Consider the following 20910-nt stretch of genomic DNA (forward strand, 5'->3'; position numbering starts at 1 on the left):
CGCGGCCTCAGCCGCACGAGCCGGACCCGCAACCGCTCGCGGCGGCGACGGGCTCCCGCCTGCCGATGGCCGGCAGGCCGAGTCCGACGCCGACCGGTTCGGTGGTCGGCGTGCTGCCCGCCTCGTAGGCGTCCCCCGCCCGTGTACGACGATGCGCGGTGACCCCGCCGTCGGCGATCAGATGGTGCGGCGCGGCCGCGGTGATCGCCGCGTGCACCACGTCGCCCGGCCGCACCCCCACCGCGCCGCCCGGCGCGAAGTGCACCAGGCGGCCGTCGCGGGCGCGTCCGGTCATCCGGCCGGTGGCCGAGCTCTTGCGGCCCTCGTCGGCCACCACGAGCAACTCGGCGTCGGTGCCGATCAGCTCTTCATTGGCTTCCAGGCAGATCCGCTCCTGCAGCGCGATGAGGCGCTGGTAGCGGTCCTTTACGACGTCCGGCGGCACCTGCTGATCCATGGTGGCCGCCGGGGTTCCCGGGCGCGGCGAGTACTGGAAGGTGAAGGCGCTGGAGAAGCGGGCCGCCTCGACCACCTCGAGCGTCTCCTGGAAGTCCTCCTCGGTCTCGCCGGGGAAACCGACGATGATGTCGGTGGTGATGGCCGCGTGCGGCATGGCCGCGCGGACCCGGTCCAGGATGCCCAGGAACTTGGTGCGCCGGTAGCTGCGGCGCATCGCCTTGAGGATGCGGTCGGAGCCGGATTGCAGCGGCATGTGCAGCTGCGGGCAGATGTTCGGGGTCTGCGCCATCGCCTCGATCACGTCGTCGGTGAACTCGGCGGGGTGCGGCGAGGTGAACCGGACGCGCTCCAGGCCGTCGATCGCGCCGCAGGCGCGCAGCAGCTCGGCGAAAGCGCCGCGGTTGCGCGGGATCTCCGGATCGGCGAACGACATGCCGTAGGCGTTGACGTTCTGGCCGAGCAGGGTCACCTCGAGGACACCCTGGTCGACGAGCGCCTGAACCTCGGCGAGGACGTCGCCCGGCCGCCGGTCCACTTCCTTGCCGCGCAGCGACGGCACGATGCAGAAGGAGCAGGTGTTGTTGCAGCCCACCGACACCGACACCCAGCCCGCGTACGCCGACTCCCGTTTGGCCGGCAGCGTCGACGGGAACGCCTCCAGCGCGTCGAGGATCTCGACCTGGGCTTCCTCGTTGTGGCGGGCCCGTTCCAGCAGCACCGGCAGCGAGCCGATGTTGTGGGTGCCGAACACCACGTCGACCCACGGCGCCTTGGCCAGCACCGTGTCCTTGTCCTTCTGCGCCAGGCAGCCGCCCACGGCGATCTGCATGCCGGGCGTGCGCTGCTTGACGGGCGCGAGATGGGACAGGTTGCCGTACAGCTTGTTGTCGGCGTTCTCCCGGATGGCGCAGGTGTTGAAGACGACCAGGTCGGCGTCGTCGCCGGACTCGGCGCGCACGTAGCCGGCATCTTCGAGAAGGCCGGAGATGCGCTCGGAATCGTGAACGTTCATCTGGCAGCCGTAGGTCCGGACCGAGTAGGAACGGGCACCGCCCCCGGCCTCGCTCGGGGCGCGTTGGTCAAGGGCGCTACTCACCCCTCCAGAATACGTGCCGGGGCAAATCGGACCGAGGTACCACATCGGCATGCGAGACAGAAGTGTCGAGCGACCCCAGGACGGGTGGCATAGGGTGCTTGGGTATGACACAACCGAGCGAGAGTCCCATGATCGCCATGAAGGGCGTGCAGAAACACTACGGCGACCTTCACGTCCTCAAAGACATCGAGCTGGAGATCCCGAAGGGACAGGTCGTCGTCGTTCTCGGTCCGTCGGGCTCGGGCAAGTCCACGCTGTGCCGGACGATCAACCGGCTCGAGCCGGTCGACACCGGCGAGATCCGTATCGGCGGCGAGGTGCTGCCGTCGGAGGGACGTGATCTCGCGCGGCTGCGCGCCGACGTCGGAATGGTGTTCCAGTCGTTCAACCTGTTCGCGCACAAGACGATTCTGGAGAACGTGACGCTCGGGCCGATCAAGGTCCGCAAGATGGGCAAGGAGGAGGCCGGCAAGCGCGCGGTCGAACTGCTCGACCGGGTCGGCGTCGCGACCCAGAAGGACAAGTATCCCGCGCAGTTGTCCGGCGGCCAGCAGCAGCGCGTGGCGATCGCCCGGTCCCTCGCCATGGCGCCGAAGGTGATGCTGTTCGACGAGCCCACCTCCGCGCTCGACCCGGAGATGGTGAGCGAGGTGCTCGACGTGATGGTGTCGCTCGCCCGCGAGGGCATGACCATGGTCGTCGTGACCCATGAGATGGGCTTCGCGCGCAAGGCCGCCGACCGGATCCTGTTCATGGCCGACGGGCAGATCGTCGAGGACACCGATCCGGAGAGCTTCTTCAACGCCCCGAAGTCCGAGCGCGCCCGCGACTTCCTGTCGAAGATCCTGGGCCACTGATATGGCCGACCATTCCCGCCCATCGAGACGTGTCCGGCCGGCCGTCGTCCTCCTCGCGGTGCTCGCGGTACTGGCCGCCCTGCTGACCGCGTGCGGCAGCAGCGGCCCGCGCAACCTGCTCGACGACATCCGCGCCGGCCACGTCGTCCTCGGCACCAAGTTCGACCAGCCCGGACTCGGCCTGCAGAATCCCGGCGGCAAGATCACCGGCTTCGACGCCTCGGTCTCGACGTTCGTGGTGAACTACCTCGCCGACCAGATGAAGGTGCCCCACCCGAAGATCACCTGGAAGGAGACGCCGTCCGCGCAGCGGGAGACGTTCATCCGCAACGGCGAGGTCGATACCATCGCGGCCACCTATTCGATCACGCCCGAGCGAATGAAGGATGTTGCGTTCGCCGGACCGTACTTCATCACCTACCAGGGACTCCTGGTCCGCAAGGACGATCACAGCCTCAACGCCCTGCGGGACCTGCCGGGCAAGAAACTGTGCTCGGTCGCCGGATCGACACCGGCGCAGAACATCAAGAAGATGATGCCCGACGTCCAGCTGCAGGAATACGACTCCTACTCCTCCTGCGTCGAGGCGCTGCGCCGCGGCAAGGTGGATGCCCTCACCACCGACGAGGTGATCCTGGCCGGGTACTCCAACCGCTGGAAGAACGAGTTCAAGCTGGTGACGCTGGAATACGCCAAGGACGTCTGCGTCGCCGGGAAGATCGGCGGCAAGAAGGCGCAGGTTCTCAAGATCGCGGGCACCCCGTTCTCATACGAGCGGTACGGCATCGGCATGGCCAAGGACTTCCCGGAGGCCGTCGCCAAGGTGAACGAGGCGCTGCGGGCGATGATGGCGACCCCGCCGAGCGGCGGCCGGTCGATCTGGGAGACCGATCTCCGGGATGCGCTGGGCGATTCGACGGTGGACGCGATGATCGCGCGCGCCGACGCCCCGGGATCGAAGTTCACCTTCACTCCCGACCCGGGTGATCTCAGCTTCCTCGATTCCGCGTCGACACCGTGCCCGGAAGGAATGAAGTAGATGAGCGACCTCTGGAACGAGATGGGCCCGCGGCTGTGGCCCGCCTTCTGGCTCACCATCCAACTCACCTTCTGGTCCGCCATCGGCGCCCTGATCTGGGGAGTGCTGCTGGCCGGCATGAAAGTCTCCCCCGTCCCGGCCATGCGCTGGTTCGCGACGGTGTACGTCAACGTGGTCCGGAACACCCCGCTGACGCTGATCGTCCTGCTGTGCTCGATCGGCCTCTATCAGAATCTCGGCCTCACTCTCGCGGCCAACAATTCACACTTCTTCGAGAACAACAACTTCCGCCTTGCGGTGCTGGGTTTCATCCTCTACACGGCGACGTTCGTGTGCGAGACGCTCCGCTCGGGCTTCAACACCGTCCCGCTGGGCCAGGCCGAGGCGGCCCGGTCGATCGGGCTGAACTTCACGCAGGTGTTCGGGCTGATCATTCTGCCGCAGGCGATGCGGGCGGTGATCGCGCCGATGGGCTCGGTGCTGATCGCGCTGACCAAGAACACCACGATCGCGTCGGTGATCGGGGTGGCCGAGGCCTCCCTGCTGATGAAGGAGGAGTTGGAGAACCACTCCGATCAGATCCTCGCGATCTTCGCGGTGTTCGCGATCGGATTCATGATCATCACGCTCATCGAAGGCGCAATCTTCGGGTGGGCGGCTAAGCGCTGGGCGGTGAAGCGATGAGTTCGCAGGCAACAGTTCTCTACGACGCGCCCGGCCCCCGCGCACGACTGCGCAACCGGATCATCGCGCTGGTGTTCACCGCGGCGATCATCGCGCTCCTTGTCTGGATCGTCCTCGTGCTGCAGGACAACGGGCAGCTGACCGCCGAGAAGTGGAAGCCCTTCATCCAGGGCAGCACCTGGACCACCTGGCTGCTGCCCGGTCTGTGGGGCACCATCAAGGCGGCGGCGCTGTCGATCGTCTTCGCGATCATCATCGGGACCCTGCTCGGCATCGGCCGCCTGTCCGATCATCGGTGGGTGCGCGCGGTCTGCGGAGTCATCGTCGAGGTCTTCCGCGCCATCCCGGTGCTGATTCTGATCTACTTCGCGTACTTCCTGTTCGCGGCGTATTCGGTCTTCCCGTCGTCGCAGTTGGCGTTCGCGGCCGTCGTGTTCGGTCTGACCATCTACAACGGCTCGGTCCTCGCCGAGATCCTGCGGGCGGGCATCCAGTCGCTCCCGCGCGGGCAGACCGAGGCGGCCCAGTCGATCGGTCTGCGCAAGACGCAGACGATGCTGATGATCCTGTTGCCGCAGGCCGTCACCGCGATGCTGCCGGCCCTGGTGGCCCAGATGGTGATCGCGCTGAAGGACAGCGCCCTGGGTTACGCCGTCGGTTACATCGAGGTGGTGCGCTCCGGAATCAAGTCGGCGTCGTACTTCGGCAACTACCTGCCCGCGCTGCTCGTGGTGGCCGCGATCATGATCATCATCAACTTCTGCCTGACCGGTCTGGCGAACTACCTGGAACGCATGCTGCGAACCGGCCGACGCAAGACCAGCGCGCCCGACCCGGACGTCGCGGACCTGCAGGCGATGGAGAACGTGCCCGGCTTCAGCGGCGTGGCGATGGACGAGCGTCCGAACCACCCGGACCGCCGCTTCTGAGGGTCTCCGCCACCACCGAGGAGATGACGTCGGGCGGGAAGCCACGGCGGCCGAGCACACCGGCGAGGCGTCGGTGTGCCTTGGCGCGATCGCCCGGGTCGGTCAGATCGAGCGACGACGACGCGAGCTTCTTGGCGGCCAGCTCGGCGGCCTGGGCGCGCTCGTCGTCGGGCTCGATCTCGGCGAGCGCCGCCTCGATGGTGTGCGCGGCGACGCCCTTGGTGCGCAGTTCGCGGCGCAACGCGAGGCGGCCGCGCCCGGAGTACCGGCTGCGCGAGCCGGCCCATTCTCGGGCGAACTCGTCGTCGTCGATCAGACCGGACTCTTCGAGTCGGGCGAGGACGTCGTCGATCGTGGGCTGGTCGAAGTCCCGGCGCGCGAGGCGCTCGGCGATCTCGGCACGACTGCGGGCCCGTACCCCCAGGAGCCGCAGGGCGGCATCCCAGGCGGACGGGCCCGGCTTGTCGTCGGACATTCCGGTCAGAAGTCGACCGGGGCGGGCACCGGCGCGTCGAGGTCGGCCAGGTTCGGGCCGATGCCGAGCTTGCTCTTGATCTTGAGCTCGATCTCGGCGGCGATGTCCGGGTTCTCCAGCAGGAACTTGCGGGCGTTCTCCTTGCCCTGCCCCAGCTGGTCGCCCTCGTAGGTGAACCACGAGCCGGACTTGCGGATGAAGCCCTCGGCGACGCCGAGGTCGATCAGCGAGCCCTCACGGCTGATGCCGTGCCCGTAGAGGATGTCGAACTCGGCCTGCTTGAACGGCGGGGCCACCTTGTTCTTGACCACCTTGACGCGGGTGCGGTTGCCGACCGCCTCGGTGCCGTCCTTGAGGGTCTCGATACGGCGCACGTCCAGGCGCACCGAGGCGTAGAATTTGAGCGCCTTGCCGCCGGTCGTGGTCTCCGGGGAACCGAACATGACGCCGATCTTCTCGCGCAGCTGGTTGATGAAGATGGCGGTGGTGTTCGAGTTGTTCAGGCCCGAGGTCATCTTGCGGAGCGCCTGGCTCATCAGGCGGGCCTGCAGACCGACGTGGCTGTCGCCCATCTCGCCCTCGATCTCGGCCTTCGGGACCAGCGCGGCCACCGAGTCGATCACCAGGATGTCCAGGGCACCCGATCGGATCAGCATGTCGGCGATCTCCAGCGCCTGCTCACCGGTGTCCGGCTGCGAGACCAGCAGCGCGTCGACGTCGACGCCCAGCTTGGCCGCGTACTCGGGGTCGAGGGCGTGCTCGGCGTCGATGAACGCCGCGACACCGCCCGCCGCCTGCGCGTTGGCGACCGCGTGCAGGGCGACGGTGGTCTTACCCGAGGACTCCGGGCCGTAGACCTCCACCACGCGGCCGCGCGGCAGACCGCCCACGCCCAGCGCGATGTCCAGCGCGACGCTGCCGGTCGGGATCACTTCCATCGGCGGACGGTTGTCCTCGCCCAGCCGCATCACCGAACCCTTGCCGTAGTTCTTCTCGATCTGCGCGAGGGCCAGGTCGAGTGCCTTCTCCCGATCGGATGAGAGCGCCATGTTGTTTCCTCGATTCGTCTTCTTGCCAGCCATGCCCACAAGGTAGCGGGCACCTCCGACAAACTCGGTCCGGCCATCTGCGCCCGGTCAAGGTTTAGACGCGCCGGCCCGGTGTTCGGTTCCCTTCAAGGATCATCTGAACATACGTTCGATGGCAAGTCGACACGCCGAACCGGCTACCAGTGGTCCCGGGGGACGTCGAAGTCGCGGCAGAGGGCGCGCCAGACGTCGCGGGGATCGACGCCGTCTTCGATGGCCTGGGCCCCGGTACGACCGCCCAGTTCCAGGATGGCGTGGTCGACCAGCATGGCGTCGGCCCGCAACCGGCCGAACTCGGTGTGCATGAATTCGGTGAACTCGGTCAGGCGCACGACACTCCCCTTCTCGATTCGGTGAGGACCCGGTGCGCCAGCACCACCGGATCGGACACGTCCCGCCCGGTCCGTCCGATCGCCCGGGCCGCCGCCGCGTACGACTCGTCGCCCAGCACCCGGCGCACGGCCGCGGCCACCGCCTCCCGGGTCACCGGGCGCACCAATTCACCGGCCCCGGCTCGCCGCACCCGGCACGCCAGCTCCCACTGGTCGCCGCCGCCGGGCACGACGACGACCGGTACCCCCGCCGACAACGACTTCGCCAGCATTCCGTGTCCGCCCCCGCAGATCACCAGGTCAGCGCGGGTGAGCAGCCGGTCCTGCCGACCGAGGCCGGCGACCAGCCCGGCGGGCAGGCCGTCGCACCCGGCCGGCGGTTCCAGAGCCGAGTACACGACGCGCGGGCTCGCGCACCGATCGGCCGGCAGCAGCGGCCGGTCCGGCGACTCCGCACGCGGCGACGACTCCGCGCCGCCGGTCTCGCGCTGCAGATCGGCCAGGGCGCCGAGCGCGACCGGGGTCAGCTCGTCGCTGCCCGACGCGGCGGTCGACGGGCACACGACCACCAGCGGCGCGCTCCCCGGCGGGATCGTGAACTCGTCGTCGGTGGGTTCGAAGAACTGCGGGCCGATCAGGTGGGTGCGCTCCGGCCAGTCCGGACGCGGCACCTCCAGGCCGGGCAGCGTGGCCACGAATCGCGCGGTCGGCCGGCTCTGGGCGGACAGACCGATCGCGGCGCGGGCGCGCCGTCGCTGGACCCGGCCCTTGCGCTCGGCCGGGGCGCTCAGCGCACGGAGGACGCCGTCGCGAAGCCTCCCGCGCGCGCCGCTTCCGGCGTCGAGGCCGGAGCCGATCGGCGGCAGGCCGCGCGACTGGTCGTAGAGCGGATGGGCGGAGAGTTCGATCCAGGGCAGCCCGGTCAGTTCGGCGGCCCAGCCACCGGCCAGGGTGATCGCGTCGCCGATCACCAGGTCGACACCGTCGAGCGCGAGCCGCGGAGCCAGTTCGAGCGCCATCCGCGCGGCGCGTGTGCTCAGTTTGGCGCCGGCGTCGGCGTCGTCCTCGTCGTCCCGGGCGGCCAGCCCGGGCAGTTCCCGCACCGTCAGGCCGCGGCGCAGAGCCGCCTCGCGCCAGCGGGTGCCGGTGTACACGACCGTCTGGTCCCCGGCGGCGGCGAACGCCGCGGCCAGCCCGAGAGCGGCGAAGGCGTGGCCGGCATCGGAGCCGGCCACGAAGGCCACACGGCTCAGTTCGGTGCCTGCCCCGGCTGGCGCTGAGCGGCCGCGGCGTCGTTGATCTGTCCCTGCGCGGGCGGGGCCGGCAGGCTCATGCTGGCGCGGATCTCCTCCAGCCGAGCGTGCCCGGCCATCTGCACGCTGGCCTGCTCCACCTCGGCCATCCGGCCGGCGACGCTGTCCTTGGCCAGCTCGGCCGAGCCCAGGGCGTTGGCGTAGCGGCGCTCGATCTTGTCGCGCACCTGATCCAGGCTCGGGGTGTTCCCGGGGGCCGTCAGCTCGGTCATCTGGTTGAGCGAGGCGCTGACCTGCTCCTGCATCTTCGCCTGCTCCAGCTGGCTGAGCAGCTTGGAGCGCTCCTGCAGCTTGCCCTGCAGCGCCACCGCGTTGCGCTCGACGGCCTGCTTGGCCGACTGCGCCGCGGTGAGCGACTGGTCGTGCAGCACCTTCAGGTCTTCGACGTTCTGCTCGGCGGTGACCAGCTGCGCGGCGAAGGCCTCGGCGGCGTTGGTGTACTCGTTCGCCTTGCGGGTGTCCCCCGCGGCGGCGGCCTGGTCGGCGAGGGTAAGCGCCTGGCGGGTGTTGCCCTGCAGCTTCTCGATGTCCTCGAGCTGCCGGTTCAGCCGCATCTCCAGCTGACGCTGGTTGCCGATGACGGCGGCGGCCTGCTTCGACAGCGCCTCGTGCTGGCGCTGGGCGTCCTCGATCGCCTGCTGGATCTGGATTCGCGGATCGGCGCGCTGATCGATGGTGTCGTTGCCCCATGCGGTCATGTAGCGCCACAGCTTCACGAACGGATTCGCCATCTTCTCGATTCTTCCCTTGCGGTGAGTGCGGACAGACTTCGATACCGGGCTCAGGCCGCGGCGAGGGCTCCGGTGGCCGGGACCGGCGCCTCGGTAGGCAGCACCTCGATGACCGGCGGCGTCATGACGTGGCCGACCTGGGTGAGCACCGCGCCGACCGGAATCTCCAGCGCATCGCAGATGGCGGCCAGGAGTTCACTGGACGCCTCCTTCTGCCCGCGCTCGACCTCGGACAGGTACCCCAGCGACACCCGTGCCGAGGTCGAGACCTCACGCAGCGTCCGCCCCTGGTCCGTACGCAGCCGGCGCAGTTCGTCGCCGAGCGCCTCACGCAGCAACAGTGCCAACGACCACTCCTTCTCGCCTCGCATCGTCGTAGTTGCCGTCGACCCTATCCGAATTCGGCGCCGTGCGCCGCCGGGGGTCCGGCAGTCCGAACAGGTACAACTCCGATCCGGTCACCGCTATTCCCGCCCGGCCGCGACGTCCGGCGCTCAGTCCCGGGCCGTCCGCCGCAGCACCACGGCCCGCCAGACGTAGTCCAGCCCGGTCACGATCGTCACCGCGACGGCCACATACAGGATCCACAGCGCGATGTCCTGCGCCAGTCCGTGCAGCGGCAGCACCAGCAGGCCGATACCGATCGACTGCAGCAGCGTCTTGAGCTTCCCGCCCTGACTGGCCGCGATCACACCGTGCCGCACCACCCAGAACCGCAGCAGGGTCACCCCGATCTCCCGCACCAGGATCACTGCGGTGACCCACCACGGCACCACATCCAGGATCGACAGACCGAGCAGCGCCGCACCGATGAGCGCCTTGTCGGCGATCGGATCGGCGAGTTTGCCGAATTCGGTGACCAGACCCCAGGACCGCGCGATGCGGCCGTCGAGCTGATCGGTGAACGCCGCCACGGCGAACACCACGAACGCCGCGATGCGCCAGGCGGTCGATTGGCCGTCGGCGACGAACAGCAGCACCACGAACACCGGCACCAAGACGATCCGGAACACCGTGAGCCCGTTCGCCAGGTTGACCACGGGTACCGCCTTGAGCGGCGCCTGGGTGTGCGGCACGGGTTCGGTCACGCTCGCCAGCCTATCGGGCACGGTCGCGGCCTGTCGTCGCGGGCACGCCGGACGGCGAGGACTATCGTGGTCTGTCATGTCCACTGCGCTTCCGGCCGAGCATCCCGCCGACGACGGCGAGCCGATCGTCCGCCGTGCACGCACCTCGGACGTCCCACGCATCAAGGAACTGATCGACATCTACGCCGGCCGGATCCTCCTGGGAAAGAACCTGGTCACCCTCTACGAGTCGGTCCAGGAGTTCTGGGTGGTGGAACTGGCCGACGACGGCGGGCGCCGCGTCGTCGGCTGCGGGGCGCTGCACGTCATGTGGGACGACCTCGGCGAGGTCCGCACCGTCGCCGTCGACCCTGCCGTCGCGGGCCGGGGCATCGGTCACCGGCTGGTGGCCAAGCTGCTCGACGTCGCCCGCGACCTCGAGCTCGACCGGGTGTTCGTCCTCACCTTCGAGGTGGACTTCTTCGCCCGGCACGGGTTCGCCGAGATCGAGGGCACCCCGGTGACGCACCAGGTGTACGAGGAGATGTGCCGGTCGTACGACACCGGTGTCGCCGAGTTCCTGGACCTGAGCTTCGTCAAACCCAACACGCTCGGGAACACCCGCATGCTCGCCTATCTGTAGGCCGTAAGGTCATCCCATGCCCAAGTACGTCGCCGAATACACCTACCTGCCCGACACCGCCGCGCTGCGCGACGAGCACCGCCCCGCGCACCGGCTCTGGCTGCACGACGGCCACGAGGCCGGGATCGTCCTCGCCGTCGGTGCCTTCGCCGACGGCAGCGGCGCCCTCGTCATCGTGAACGCCGACGACGCGGAGGCCGCCGCCGAGGTGCTGGCCCACGACCCGTTCGCCCTCGTCGGTGCGATCGACGAGACCCGCGTGCGGGAGTGGAACTGCCTGTACGGCCCCTTCGCCTGATCAGGTCCGGGCGCGGCGGCGGCTGACCACCAGGCTGGCCACCGTCGTGACCAGCAGTGTGGCGCCGATGACACCCAGGCTGAGCGGCGTGGAGATCTCCGGCACGTGCACCGGGGCGCCGCCGTTGATGAAGCCGAGCGTGTTCTCGTGCAGGGCGTGCAGGACCAGCTTGACGCCGATGAACGCCAGGATCAGCGACAGCCCGTACGACAGGTAGATCAGCTCGTCGAGCAGGCCGCCGAGCAGGAAGTACAGCTGGCGCAGGCCCATCAGGGCGAAGGCGTTGGCGGTGAACACCAGGTACGGCTGCTGGGTGAGCCCGTAGATCGCCGGGATCGAGTCGAGTGCGAAGAGCACGTCGGTGAATCCGATGACGATCAGCACCACCAGCAGGGGCGTCACATAGCGCTTGCCGTCGATCCGGGTGACCAGCTTGTCGCCGTCGTAGGAGTCGGTGGTCCGCAGGAAACGCTTGGCGAAGCGCTCGATCCGGCCCTCCCGCTCCCGCTCGTGCTCCACCGGCTCTTCGCTCTCGGTGAGGAGTTTGACGGCGGTGAGGATCAGGAACAGGCCGAACAGGTAGAACACCCAGCTGTACGCGGAGATCGCGGCCGCGCCGACGGCGATGAACGCGCCGCGCATGACCAGCGCCATCACGATGCCGAGGAGCAGCACCTTCTGCTGGTAGATCCGCGGCACCATGAACTTGGCCATGATGATGACGAAGACGAAGAGGTTGTCGACCGACAGGGCCTTCTCGGTGACGAATCCGGCGAAGTACTCACCGCCGTAGGTGCCGCCCCATCTCCACCAGACGAATCCGCCGAAGGCGAGCGCGAGGCTGATGTAGACGGCCGACCAGAACCCGGATTCGCGGAGCGTCGGTTCGTGCGGCACCCGCACGTGGGAGAAGAAATCGAAGACGAACAACCCGATGATCACCGCGCAGGTGATCACCCAGGTGAGAACAGAGACATCCATGCCGAACCTCCAGCGCGCAACACTAAGGAAGCGATGCTGGAGGTCTCTCCCGTCCGCCCGAGGCGGACCGACGTCCCGGGCGCCGCGGTTCCGGAGTGATCGGCACTCCGGGCCCACGCCGCCGTATTGACGAGAGCGTCGTGAAGGGGATACTCCCCTCCTGATCGTGAGGGCCAGTCTACCTCACGTCAGAACGGGGGCTGCTCGTCGTCCTCGCCACCACCGCCGCCGGTGATCGACGCGATCACCCCGGCCAGGTCCTCCGGCTTCACCAGCACCTCGCGCGCCTTGCTGCCCTCGCTGGGCCCGACGACGCCGCGCGTCTCCATCAGATCCATCAGGCGGCCGGCCTTGGCGAACCCGACGCGCAGCTTGCGCTGCAGCATCGAGGTCGAGCCGAACTGGCTGGACACGACGAGTTCGACGGCCTGCAGCAGGTCGTCCAGATCGTTGCCGATGTCGGCGTCGATCTCCTTCTTGTCACCGGCCTTCGCGCTGGTCACGCCCTCGACGAACTCCGGCTCGGACTGCTCCTTGGTGAACTCGACGACGTCGTTGATCTCCTCGTCGGTGATGAACGCGCCCTGCATGCGGATCGGCTTGTTCGCCCCCATCGGGAGGAACAGGCCGTCGCCCATGCCGATCAGCTTCTCCGCGCCCGGCTGATCGAGGATGACGCGCGAATCGGTCAGCGAACTCGTCGCGAACGCGAGCCGCGAGGGCACGTTGGTCTTGATCAGACCGGTGACCACGTCGACCGACGGCCGCTGGGTGGCCAGCACCAGGTGGATACCGGCGGCGCGGGCCTTCTGCGTGATGCGGACGATGGCGTCCTCGACGTCGCGCGGGGCGGTCATCATCAGGTCGGCGAGCTCGTCGACCACGGCCAGGATGTACGGATACGGCTTGTACACGCGCTCGCTGCCGAGCGGCGTGGTGATCTCGCCGGAGAGCACCTTGGCGTTGAAGTCGTTGATGTGCCGCACCCGCGAGGCCTTCATGTCCTGGTAGCGCTGCTCCATCTCCTCCACCAGCCAGGCGAGCGCGGCGGCCGCCTTCTTGGGTTCGGTGATGATCGGCGTGATCAGGTGCGGGACGCCCTCGTACGGAGTGAGCTCCACCATCTTGGGGTCGATGAGGATCAGGCGGACCTCTTCCGGGGTGGCCCGGGTGAGCAGCGAGACCAGCATCGAGTTGACGAAGCTCGACTTGCCCGAGCCCGTCGAACCGGCCACCAGCAGGTGCGGCATCTTGGCGAGGTTCGCGCTGACGAAGTCGCCCTCGATGTCCTTGCCGAGGCCGATCAGCATCGGGCTGGGGTCGTCGGCGGTGTCCGGGTCGGTGAGCACGTCGGCCAGCCGCACCATCTCGCGGTCGGCGTTGGGCACCTCGATGCCGACCGCCGACTTGCCCGGGATGGGCGCGAGCAGGCGGACGTTGTCGGTGGCCACCGCGTAGGCGATGTTGCGCTGCAGCTGGGTGATCTTCTCCACCTTCACCGCGGGGCCGAGTTCCACCTCGTAGCGGGTGACGGTCGGGCCGCGCGTGTAACCGGTGACCGCGGCGTCGACCTTGAACTGCTCGAGCACCCCGTTGATCCGGTCGATCATGTCGTCGTTGGCGGAACTGCCGAGCTTCGGCGGATCCCCGTGGATCAGCAGATCGGTCGACGGCAGCTGGTAGTCCCCCGCGTCCACGGCGCGCGGCGCCGGGACCGGCGCGGGCCGCGGCTTCGGCGCCGGCTTGGGCGCCGCCGCCGGATTCGGCGCGGGCCGGCGGGCCGCCGGACGGCGGACCGGTTCGGCGGCCGGGGTCGGCGTCGGCGGATCGATGGGCTCGGTGACCAGCTCGGACACCGCGGCGTCGAGCAACGGCTCGGTCATCAGGTCGGCCAGATGGGCGTCGCGGTCGGCACCCGCGGTGGGTCGCGCCGGACGGCGGGCGGGCCGGGACGGTGCGGCCGGCGACTGAGCGGCCGGAGTCTGGCCGGTGGGCGCCGGGCGACGAGTACGGGCCACCGGACGGCGACGCTCGTCGGGCGGATAGTTGTCGTACGGGTCGCCCCAGTCGGCCTCGGCGTCCGGGTCGTCGTCGACGACCGAGCGCGCGCGGCGGGCCGGCCGCGGGGACCGCGCCGGGGCGGGCTCCTCGTCGGGCTCGTCGTCCTCGTACTCGTCGTAGGCGTCGTCCTCGTCGTAGTCGTCGTCCCACTCGTCTTCGAGACCGCGGTAGGCGCCGATGCCCAGGTACGACGCGGTCGCGTCGATCACCTCGCGGAGCGTCCGGCCGCTGAGCAGCAGCAGCCCGCCGAGGCCGCAGACTACGAAGACCGGAACCGACACCCAGAGGGTGACGGCCTGGGTCAGCGGGGTGCCGACGGCGTAGCCGAAGAAGCCGGCCGCACCGCGCCGGGCCACCGACTCGGTCGGCGATCCGAGCAGCACGTGCGCCAGCCCGAGGGCCGAGAGCCCCAGCAGCAGACCGCCGCCGACGTTGCGCACCCGGCGCGACGGGTTCGGCCCGCAGCGCATCAGGGCGACCGCGATGCCGAGCAGCACCACCGGCAGCACATAGCCCAGCGACCCGATGGCCGCCCGGACCAGAACCTCCACGAAGGCACCCATCGCACCCGGCACCCCGAACCAGAAGCCGGCGATCACCACGGCGGCGACCAGGGTCAACGCGAGCGCGGCGCCATCGCGCCGGGGTGAGCGGGTCGGCTCGATGAGCGAATCCGGGTCCTCCGGGTCCACCTGGGGCGCCAGCCCGATGCGGGCCACACCGCCGAGGCCGCGGGCGGTCAGATTCCAGGCACCGGCGACGCCGCGGCCGATACCCCGGCCGACCGAGCCGAGCGTCGACGCCCCGCGGTGCAGATCCTGGGAGTGCTGGGTGCGGGCCGGCGCCCGGCCGCCCGCGCGGCGCTGGGCCGACGACGCCGTCTTCGGCGCCGCGCGGCGCGCTCCCCCACCGCTTCCGGCCGCGGTGGACCGGGTGCCGCGGGAGCGGGAGCCGGCACCGCCACGTCCGGATGCGGGCGCGGAGCTACGCGTGCTTGCCTGAGAAGCCATGCGCTCAGCCTAGTGCCTCTGCGCCACACCAGTCACACCCGCCTCAGGCGCGTCGGGGCCGTGTCGAAGTTGTTACTCTCGCGGCAATTGCTGCCCGGCCGACTCGACCTCCAGAACGGTCGGCACGATCATCGGCCGGCGCCGGTACTTCTGCGCCACCCAGCGGCCGACCGTGCGGCGGACACCCTGGGCGATCCGGTGCGCATCGGTCACCCCCTCGCTGGCCAGCTCGTCGAGCGCCTTGTCGACCAGTGCCGCCGCCTCGGAGAGCGCATCGGGATCGTCGGAGAATCCGCGACCGGAGATCTGCGGGGTGCTGACCGCCCGGCCGGTGTGCTCGTCGACCGCGACGGTGATCGAGATGAAGCCGCCCTCGCCGAGCACCAGGCGGTCCGACAGCGTCGAGTCACCGACGTCACCCACCGAATTGCCGTCGACATAGACGAAGCCGACCGGCACCTTGCCCGAGATGCGGGCCCGGCCGTCGATCAGGTCGACCGTGACACCGTCTTCGGCGAGCACGATCCGGTCGGACGGCACCCCGGTCGCCTCGGCGAGCGCCGCGTTGGCCCGCAGGTGCCGCCATTCGCCGTGCACCGGCATCGCGTTCGACGGCCGCACCGCGTTGTACAGGTACAGCAACTCGCCCGCCGACGCGTGACCGGAGACGTGCACCTTGGCGTTCTGCTGGGTGATCACCGTGGCTCCCCTCTTGGCCAGGCCGTTGACCACGGCGAACACCGAGTTCTCGTTGCCGGGGATCAGCGACGACGCCAGCACGACGAGGTCGTCGGCGCGGATGTTGATCTGCCTGTGCTCGCCGCGCGCCATGCGCGACAGCGCCGACAGCGGTTCGCCCTGCGAGCCGGTGGTGACCAGGACGATCTTGTCGTCGGGCAGGGCCGCGGCGGTGTCGATGTCGACCTCCACGCCCTCCGGGACGTCCAGATAGCCGAGGTCCTGGGCGATCTGCATGTTGCGGACCATCGACCGCCCGACGAAGGCGACGCGGCGGCCGTGCCGGTGCGCGACGTCGACGATCTGCTGGATGCGGTGCACGTGGCTCGCGAACGACGCCACGATCACCCGCTGCTGCGCCTTGCCGATCACCGTGTCGAGCACCCCGCCGATCTCGCGCTCGGGGGTGACGAAGCCGGGGACCTCGGCGTTGGTCGAATCGACCAGGAACAGATCGACGCCCTCATCGCCGAGCCGGCTGAAGCCGGCCAGGTCGGTGAGGCGCTTGTCCAGCGGCAACTGGTCGAGCTTGATGTCGCCGGTGTGCAGCACCAGGCCCGCCGGAGTGCGGATGGCGACCGCGAGCGCGTCCGGAATAGAGTGGTTCACCGCAAAGAACTCGCAGTCGAAGGGCCCGAAGGGCTGGCGGTCGCCCTCCCGGACCTCGATCAGCTTGGGACGCAGCCGATGCTCGCGGCATTTCGCGGCGACCAGCGCGAGGGTGAACTTGGAGCCGACGACCGGGATGTCGGCGCGCAGCCGGAGCAGGAACGGCACGGCGCCGATGTGATCCTCGTGCCCGTGGGTCAGGACGATCGCGTCGATGTCGCCGACCCGGTCCTCGATATACCGGAAGTCCGGGAGGATCAGGTCGACGCCGGGCTGCTGATCCTCCGGGAACAGCACCCCGCAGTCGACGATCAGAAGGCGCCCGTCTGCACCATCCGGCCCGCTCGCTCCGCTCCCGGCGCCGAGTTCGAAGACGGTCATGTTGCGGCCGATCTCGCCGATGCCGCCGAGCGCGACGATGCGCAGCCCGTTCGGGGCCAGCGCCGGCGGATCGGGCAGCCGCTCGATCAGGTCGCCGGTGACGCCGATGCCGGTGGCCGCCTCGGCGGCCGGGTGCGGCTTGTCCTGCGTGGGATTCTCGGCCGCCGGGCGGGACTCGGCGGGCGGGCCCGCCTTGCGTCCGGCACGACGACGGCTGCTGCGGCCGGGACCGGTCATCAGGCGATCACCTCGGCGGCGCGCAGGTAGCCGAGGATCTGCTCGATCTGCTCGGGTGTGGCCGGCACCTGCGGCAGACGCGGGTCGCCGACGTCGAATCCGGTGAGACGCAATGCGGTCTTGACCATGGTCACGCCGCCGACCAGACCCATCGCGTCGACCAGCGGCGCCATCGAGTCACTGAGCGAGCGGGCGGTGTCCAGGTCGCCGGCGGCCACCGCGTCGCGCAGTGCCGCCATCCGGCCGGGCACCAGGTGCCCGATCACGCTGACGAAGCCGACCGCGCCGATCGCGAGCCACGGCAGGTTGAGCGCGTCCTCGCCGCTGAGGTACTGCAGGTCGGTCTGGGTGATGATCTTGCGCGCGGCGTGCAGGTCGCTCTTGGCGTCCTTGACGGCCTTGATGTTCGGGTGCTCGGCGAGCGCCAGGATGGTCTCGGTCTCGATGGGGATCACCGAACGCGGCGGAATGTCGTACAGCATCACCGGCAGGTCGGTGGCGTCGGCGATGGTCCGGAAGTGCGCGAGCACGCCCCGCTGCGGCGGCTTGGAGTAGTACGGGGTGACGACGAGGAGCCCGTGCGCCCCGATCTCGGCGGCCTCCCGCGCGCGCAGGACCGACTCGGCGGTGTCGTAGCTGCCGACGCCCTGGGTGATCCGGGCGCGGTCGCCGACGGCGTCGAGCACCACGCGCAGCAGGTCGTTCTTCTCGGTGGGCGTCGTCGTCGGTGATTCGCCGGTGGTGCCGGAGACCACCAGCGCGTCCAGGCCGCCGGTCACCAGGTGGTCCGCGAGCTCGGCGGCCTTGTCCAGATCCACCTTGCCCTCCGCATCGAACGGCGTGACCATGGCGACGGCATTGGTTCCGAAAGGCACGGTATCTCCCCCGGCAGCAGGCGAATTCATGCCGATTACGCTACCGCACCCCCACCGGCCGCGAGACCGTCAGCCCTCGAACACGAACGGCGAGGTAGCGACCTCGGAACCGTCTGCCAGTTCGCTGATCTCGAAGTCGCCGAAGGCCGTCGGCGCCAGCCCCTGCAGCGCCCGCAGACACTCCACCGCGAGCTGCCGGATCTCGACGTCCGCGTGCTCGGTGGCCCGCATCCCGATGAAGTGCCGCCACGCGCGGTAGTTGCCGGTCACCACGATCCGCGTCTCGGTGGCGTTCGGCAGCACCGACCGGGCCGCCTGCCGCGCCTGCTTGCGCCGCAGGATCGCGTTGGGCACGTCGGCGAACTTCTCCTCCAGCCCGGCCAGCAGTTCGTTGTACGCGGCCCGGCTCGCATCGGTGGCGGCGATGAAGAGCGCTTCGAGTTCGGCGTCGCCGCGGATCGCCGGCGGGGCGACCACGTCGGCGTCGCCCGACGGCACGAACCGCTGGGAGAGCTGCGAATAGGAGAAGTGGCGGTGCCGGATCAGCTCGTGCGTGCACGACCGGGAGATACCGGTGATGTAGAAGGTCGCGCTGGCGTGCTCGAACAGCGAGGTGTGCCCCACCTCCAGCACGTGCCGCAGATAGCCGGCGTTGCTGGCCGTCCGCGGGTTCGGCTTGTCCCAGCTCTCGTAGCAGGCGCGGCCGGCGAACTCGATGAGGGCCTCGCCGCCTTCCGCGTCGGTCGCCCACGGCACGTCCGGGATGTCGAACGTGGTCGATGCGACCAGTTGCACGTTCAACGGGACCAGTTCCGCCACAGTGCGACGCCTCCTTCGTGTTCCGCCCCGGACTCGACGCGGGACCCGGGCTCATTGTCCCCGACGGCGGGCCGGCGTCGCACCGGACCCCATACCCTGAGCGCATGTCGACGATCCGGCCCTTCCTCATGTTCCAGCACGGCGTCGCCCAGGAGGCGATCGACTTCTACCTCGGCGTGTTCGACGGCGAGGTGGTCGCCGCGGTCCCGCATGCCGACCCGGCGACCGGCGTGCAGCTCGCGGAACTGGATCTGTCGGGACTCCGGGTCCTGGTCAGCGACAGCGCCGTCCCGCACGCCTTCGACTTCACCCCGTCGATGTCGCTGTTCGTGGCCGTCGACGACCGCGCCGAACTGGAACGGCTCGCCGCGACCCTCGGCGACGGCGGCGGGGTGCTGATGCCGGTCGGCGACTACGGCTTCTCCACGGCCTTCGCCTGGGTGTCCGACCGGTTCGGCGTCTCGTGGCAGCTCAATCTGGCATGACCCGGCCGGGACCGGCGGATGAATTCTCGGTGGCGGGCGCGCACCGCCGCCCCCGGTACGCGAGAATCCCCGGTATGACGCACACTGCTCGCACCCGAACCCGCCTGCGCTCCTCTCACCGCATCGCCGCGGTGGCCCTGTCCGGAGCTCTCCTCGCCCCCCTCGCCCCGATCGCGTTCGCCCCGCACGCCGCCGCGCAGCCGTCGGCGACGCTCGCGGCGTCGTGGACCACCGTCACCCTGCCGAACAAGGTGATCGTGCCGGGCCGGGAGATCGGCCTGGCGGGCACCGACAACACCCGGCTGCTCGCGGGCTACCGCGGACTCGGCGGCAAAGTGGTGAACAATCTGGTGCTGCGCAGCGACAATCTGTCCAAGCTCACCCCGTCCGACCAGCGCAGACTCGCCGCGCGCAAGGTCGGTGTGGTGGTCGACCTGCGCACCGGGATCGAGCGGCAGATCCAGCCCGACCGACCGGTGCCGGGGGCGCGGTGGATGTCGGCCGACGTGCTCGGCGGGGTGCCTCCGCTCGCGCTGATCGACCTGCCGCAGGCGTACTCCGCGTTCGTCAACGACGCGCAGGCCCGCCGGGAGATCCGCGACACCTTGATCGCCATCAAGAACACCACCGCGCAGGGCCGCACCGCGCTGTTCCACTGCACCGCGGGCAAGGACCGCACCGGCTGGGTCGCGGTGACGCTGCTGACCATCCTCGGGGTGGACCGGGCGACGATCAACGCCGACTACCTGGCCAGCAACCACTACCGTCACGCCCGCGCGAACGACCCGCTCAACGGCGTGAACATGGGACTGCTCAACACCTCGTACCGCGCCGTCAAGGCCCGCTACGGCACCTTCGACCGCTACCTGAAGGTCGGCCTCAAGCTGTCCGACGCCGACCTGGCCGCCCTGCGCCGCCAGCTCCTGGTCTAGCCCCGCACGATGGCCGAGAGCTTCGCGTAGGTGTCCTCCCAGCCGTGGACCGGGATCGAGTCGATCCCGAGTTCCATCACCGGCCGGTCGTTGCCGCCCTCGTCGAGGCGGTCGCCGAAGAACAGGATGTCGCCGGTGTCCAGGCCGAGGATGTCCATCAGCCGGCGGGCACCGTACGCCTTGTCGATGCCCTTGGCGGTGATGTCGACCGAGGTGGAGCCGCCGCTGCGGACCTCCAGGTCGGGCAGTCGCTCGGCGGCGTAGGCCCGCAGCGACTCCTTCTTGCGGCCGTCGGGGTCCCACGCGGCCTTCGCATCGACCGGCGCGGCCTGCCCGAGTGCGCTGAAGGTGATCTGGCTGCCCCGATCCTCCAGGATCGGGCCCCAGGTCTCGCTCTCCCACAGGCCGAGTTCCCGGGCGCCCTCCTCGACGACGGCGAGCGCGCGCGCCTTCTGATCGTCGGACAGGTCTTCGGCGTAGACGGTGACCCATTCCGGGTCTTCCCAGCGCAGGTAGCGGGTGCCGTTGGTGGGCATCAGGTGCAGGTTGCCGCGGTCGTCGAACTCGCCGAGCCGGTCGAGGACCTGGCTGGAGAACTGGCCCATCTGGCCGCCGGAGATGATGCAGCCGAGGCTGGTGCCGAGCAGCTCGCGGAACAGTCCGACCATGTCGTCGCTCATGGCCGTCTTCGACGGCGCGAGGGTGTCGTCGAGGTCGAACATGACCAGCTGATAGGTCTTGCCGTTGTGGGTCACTCCGTCAGTCATGCCG

22 protein-coding genes are annotated in these 20910 nt (G+C 69.6%); 8 read left to right on the forward strand and 14 right to left on the reverse strand.

The window, feature by feature from the left end; translation table 11 throughout:
• Window positions 1–7 precede the first annotated feature (7 nt).
• Entirely contained in the window at window positions 8–1606 is a 1599-nt protein-coding gene (miaB, locus tag MYK68_RS11200; protein WP_502798248.1) for a tRNA (N6-isopentenyl adenosine(37)-C2)-methylthiotransferase MiaB, read from the reverse strand.
• Between the two features lie 77 nt (window positions 1607–1683).
• Here miaB and MYK68_RS11205 point away from each other — a divergent pair, with 77 nt between their 5' ends.
• From MYK68_RS11205 to MYK68_RS11220, 4 genes are read left to right on the forward strand one after another with little or no spacing between them, the layout of a single operon-like run.
• Window positions 1684–2412 (forward strand): amino acid ABC transporter ATP-binding protein, encoded by a 729-nt coding sequence (locus tag MYK68_RS11205; RefSeq protein WP_247863760.1) that lies wholly within the window; start codon window positions 1684–1686, stop codon window positions 2410–2412.
• A gap of 1 nt (window position 2413) precedes the next feature.
• Window positions 2414–3451, forward strand: a complete 1038-nt coding sequence (locus MYK68_RS11210) for a glutamate ABC transporter substrate-binding protein (RefSeq protein WP_247863762.1) — start codon at window positions 2414–2416, stop codon at window positions 3449–3451.
• Window positions 3452–4135, forward strand: coding sequence for an amino acid ABC transporter permease (locus MYK68_RS11215; RefSeq protein WP_247863764.1), 684 nt, complete (start codon window positions 3452–3454; stop codon window positions 4133–4135).
• Window positions 4132–5064, forward strand: coding sequence for an amino acid ABC transporter permease (locus MYK68_RS11220; protein ID WP_247863765.1), 933 nt, complete (start codon window positions 4132–4134; stop codon window positions 5062–5064). Before MYK68_RS11215 ends, MYK68_RS11220 begins: the two co-directional genes overlap by 4 nt.
• Here MYK68_RS11220 and MYK68_RS11225 read toward each other — a convergent pair.
• From MYK68_RS11225 to pgsA, 7 genes are all read right to left on the reverse strand, one after another.
• Window positions 5012–5539: a regulatory protein RecX gene (locus MYK68_RS11225; RefSeq protein WP_247863767.1), complete on the reverse strand. Its 528-nt coding sequence runs from the start codon at window positions 5537–5539 to the stop codon at window positions 5012–5014. The two genes, MYK68_RS11220 and MYK68_RS11225, sit on opposite strands and share 53 nt — an antisense overlap.
• A gap of 5 nt (window positions 5540–5544) precedes the next feature.
• Window positions 5545–6588, reverse strand: coding sequence for a recombinase RecA (gene recA, locus MYK68_RS11230; RefSeq protein WP_247863769.1), 1044 nt, complete (start codon window positions 6586–6588; stop codon window positions 5545–5547).
• A gap of 176 nt (window positions 6589–6764) precedes the next feature.
• Window positions 6765–6959 (reverse strand): DUF3046 domain-containing protein, encoded by a 195-nt coding sequence (locus MYK68_RS11235; protein WP_247863770.1) that lies wholly within the window; start codon window positions 6957–6959, stop codon window positions 6765–6767.
• Entirely contained in the window at window positions 6950–8194 is a 1245-nt protein-coding gene (locus MYK68_RS11240) for a glycosyltransferase (RefSeq protein WP_502798249.1), read from the reverse strand. Before MYK68_RS11240 ends, MYK68_RS11235 begins: the two co-directional genes overlap by 10 nt.
• A gap of 14 nt (window positions 8195–8208) precedes the next feature.
• Window positions 8209–9003: a PspA/IM30 family protein gene (locus tag MYK68_RS11245; RefSeq protein ID WP_247863773.1), complete on the reverse strand. Its 795-nt coding sequence runs from the start codon at window positions 9001–9003 to the stop codon at window positions 8209–8211.
• A gap of 50 nt (window positions 9004–9053) precedes the next feature.
• The gene (locus tag MYK68_RS11250) at window positions 9054–9350 is read right to left on the reverse strand and encodes a helix-turn-helix domain-containing protein (protein WP_247863775.1); all 297 of its coding nucleotides are present in this window, start codon (window positions 9348–9350) and stop codon (window positions 9054–9056) included.
• Window positions 9351–9497: 147 nt separating this feature from the next.
• Window positions 9498–10091 (reverse strand): CDP-diacylglycerol--glycerol-3-phosphate 3-phosphatidyltransferase, encoded by a 594-nt coding sequence (gene pgsA, locus MYK68_RS11255; protein WP_247863777.1) that lies wholly within the window; start codon window positions 10089–10091, stop codon window positions 9498–9500.
• Window positions 10092–10167: 76 nt separating this feature from the next.
• Here pgsA and MYK68_RS11260 point away from each other — a divergent pair, with 76 nt between their 5' ends.
• The gene (locus tag MYK68_RS11260) at window positions 10168–10713 is read left to right on the forward strand and encodes an amino-acid N-acetyltransferase (protein ID WP_247863778.1); all 546 of its coding nucleotides are present in this window, start codon (window positions 10168–10170) and stop codon (window positions 10711–10713) included.
• Between the two features lie 16 nt (window positions 10714–10729).
• Window positions 10730–11011 (forward strand): YciI family protein, encoded by a 282-nt coding sequence (locus MYK68_RS11265; protein WP_247863780.1) that lies wholly within the window; start codon window positions 10730–10732, stop codon window positions 11009–11011.
• Here MYK68_RS11265 and MYK68_RS11270 read toward each other — a convergent pair whose 3' ends face one another.
• The 5 genes from MYK68_RS11270 to thyX form a co-directional block, all read right to left on the reverse strand.
• Window positions 11012–11992 (reverse strand): TerC family protein, encoded by a 981-nt coding sequence (locus tag MYK68_RS11270; RefSeq protein WP_247863782.1) that lies wholly within the window; start codon window positions 11990–11992, stop codon window positions 11012–11014. It abuts the gene before it with no gap.
• Window positions 11993–12180: 188 nt separating this feature from the next.
• Window positions 12181–15063 (reverse strand): DNA translocase FtsK, encoded by a 2883-nt coding sequence (locus MYK68_RS11275; RefSeq protein WP_247863783.1) that lies wholly within the window; start codon window positions 15061–15063, stop codon window positions 12181–12183.
• 72 nt (window positions 15064–15135) lie between these two features.
• Complete coding sequence (locus MYK68_RS11280; protein WP_247863785.1) at window positions 15136–17028, reverse strand: ribonuclease J; 1893 nt, start codon at window positions 17026–17028, stop codon at window positions 15136–15138.
• On the reverse strand, window positions 17028–17933 hold the full coding sequence (gene dapA / locus MYK68_RS11285; RefSeq protein WP_247863795.1) for a 4-hydroxy-tetrahydrodipicolinate synthase: 906 nt from the start codon (window positions 17931–17933) through the stop codon (window positions 17028–17030). The genes MYK68_RS11280 and dapA overlap by 1 nt, the downstream gene beginning before the upstream one ends.
• Before the next feature lie 39 nt (window positions 17934–17972).
• Window positions 17973–18722 carry an FAD-dependent thymidylate synthase gene (thyX, locus tag MYK68_RS11290; RefSeq protein ID WP_247863797.1) on the reverse strand — a complete coding sequence of 250 codons (750 nt, stop codon included), beginning with the start codon at window positions 18720–18722 and terminating at the stop codon, window positions 17973–17975.
• Window positions 18723–18826: 104 nt separating this feature from the next.
• Here thyX and MYK68_RS11295 point away from each other — a divergent pair, with 104 nt between their 5' ends.
• Entirely contained in the window at window positions 18827–19207 is a 381-nt protein-coding gene (locus tag MYK68_RS11295; protein WP_247863798.1) for a VOC family protein, read from the forward strand.
• A 74-nt stretch (window positions 19208–19281) separates the two neighbouring features.
• On the forward strand, window positions 19282–20139 hold the full coding sequence (locus MYK68_RS11300) for a tyrosine-protein phosphatase (protein ID WP_247863800.1): 858 nt from the start codon (window positions 19282–19284) through the stop codon (window positions 20137–20139).
• On the opposite strand, the gene MYK68_RS11305 is transcribed toward MYK68_RS11300, so the two are convergent.
• On the reverse strand, window positions 20136–20906 hold the full coding sequence (locus MYK68_RS11305; RefSeq protein ID WP_247863801.1) for an HAD-IIB family hydrolase: 771 nt from the start codon (window positions 20904–20906) through the stop codon (window positions 20136–20138). The two genes, MYK68_RS11300 and MYK68_RS11305, sit on opposite strands and share 4 nt — an antisense overlap.
• Window positions 20907–20910: the final 4 nt, after the last annotated feature.

Origin of the sequence: Gordonia sp. PP30 (assembly GCF_023100845.1) — a bacterium.
GTDB lineage: Bacteria > Actinomycetota > Actinomycetes > Mycobacteriales > Mycobacteriaceae > Gordonia.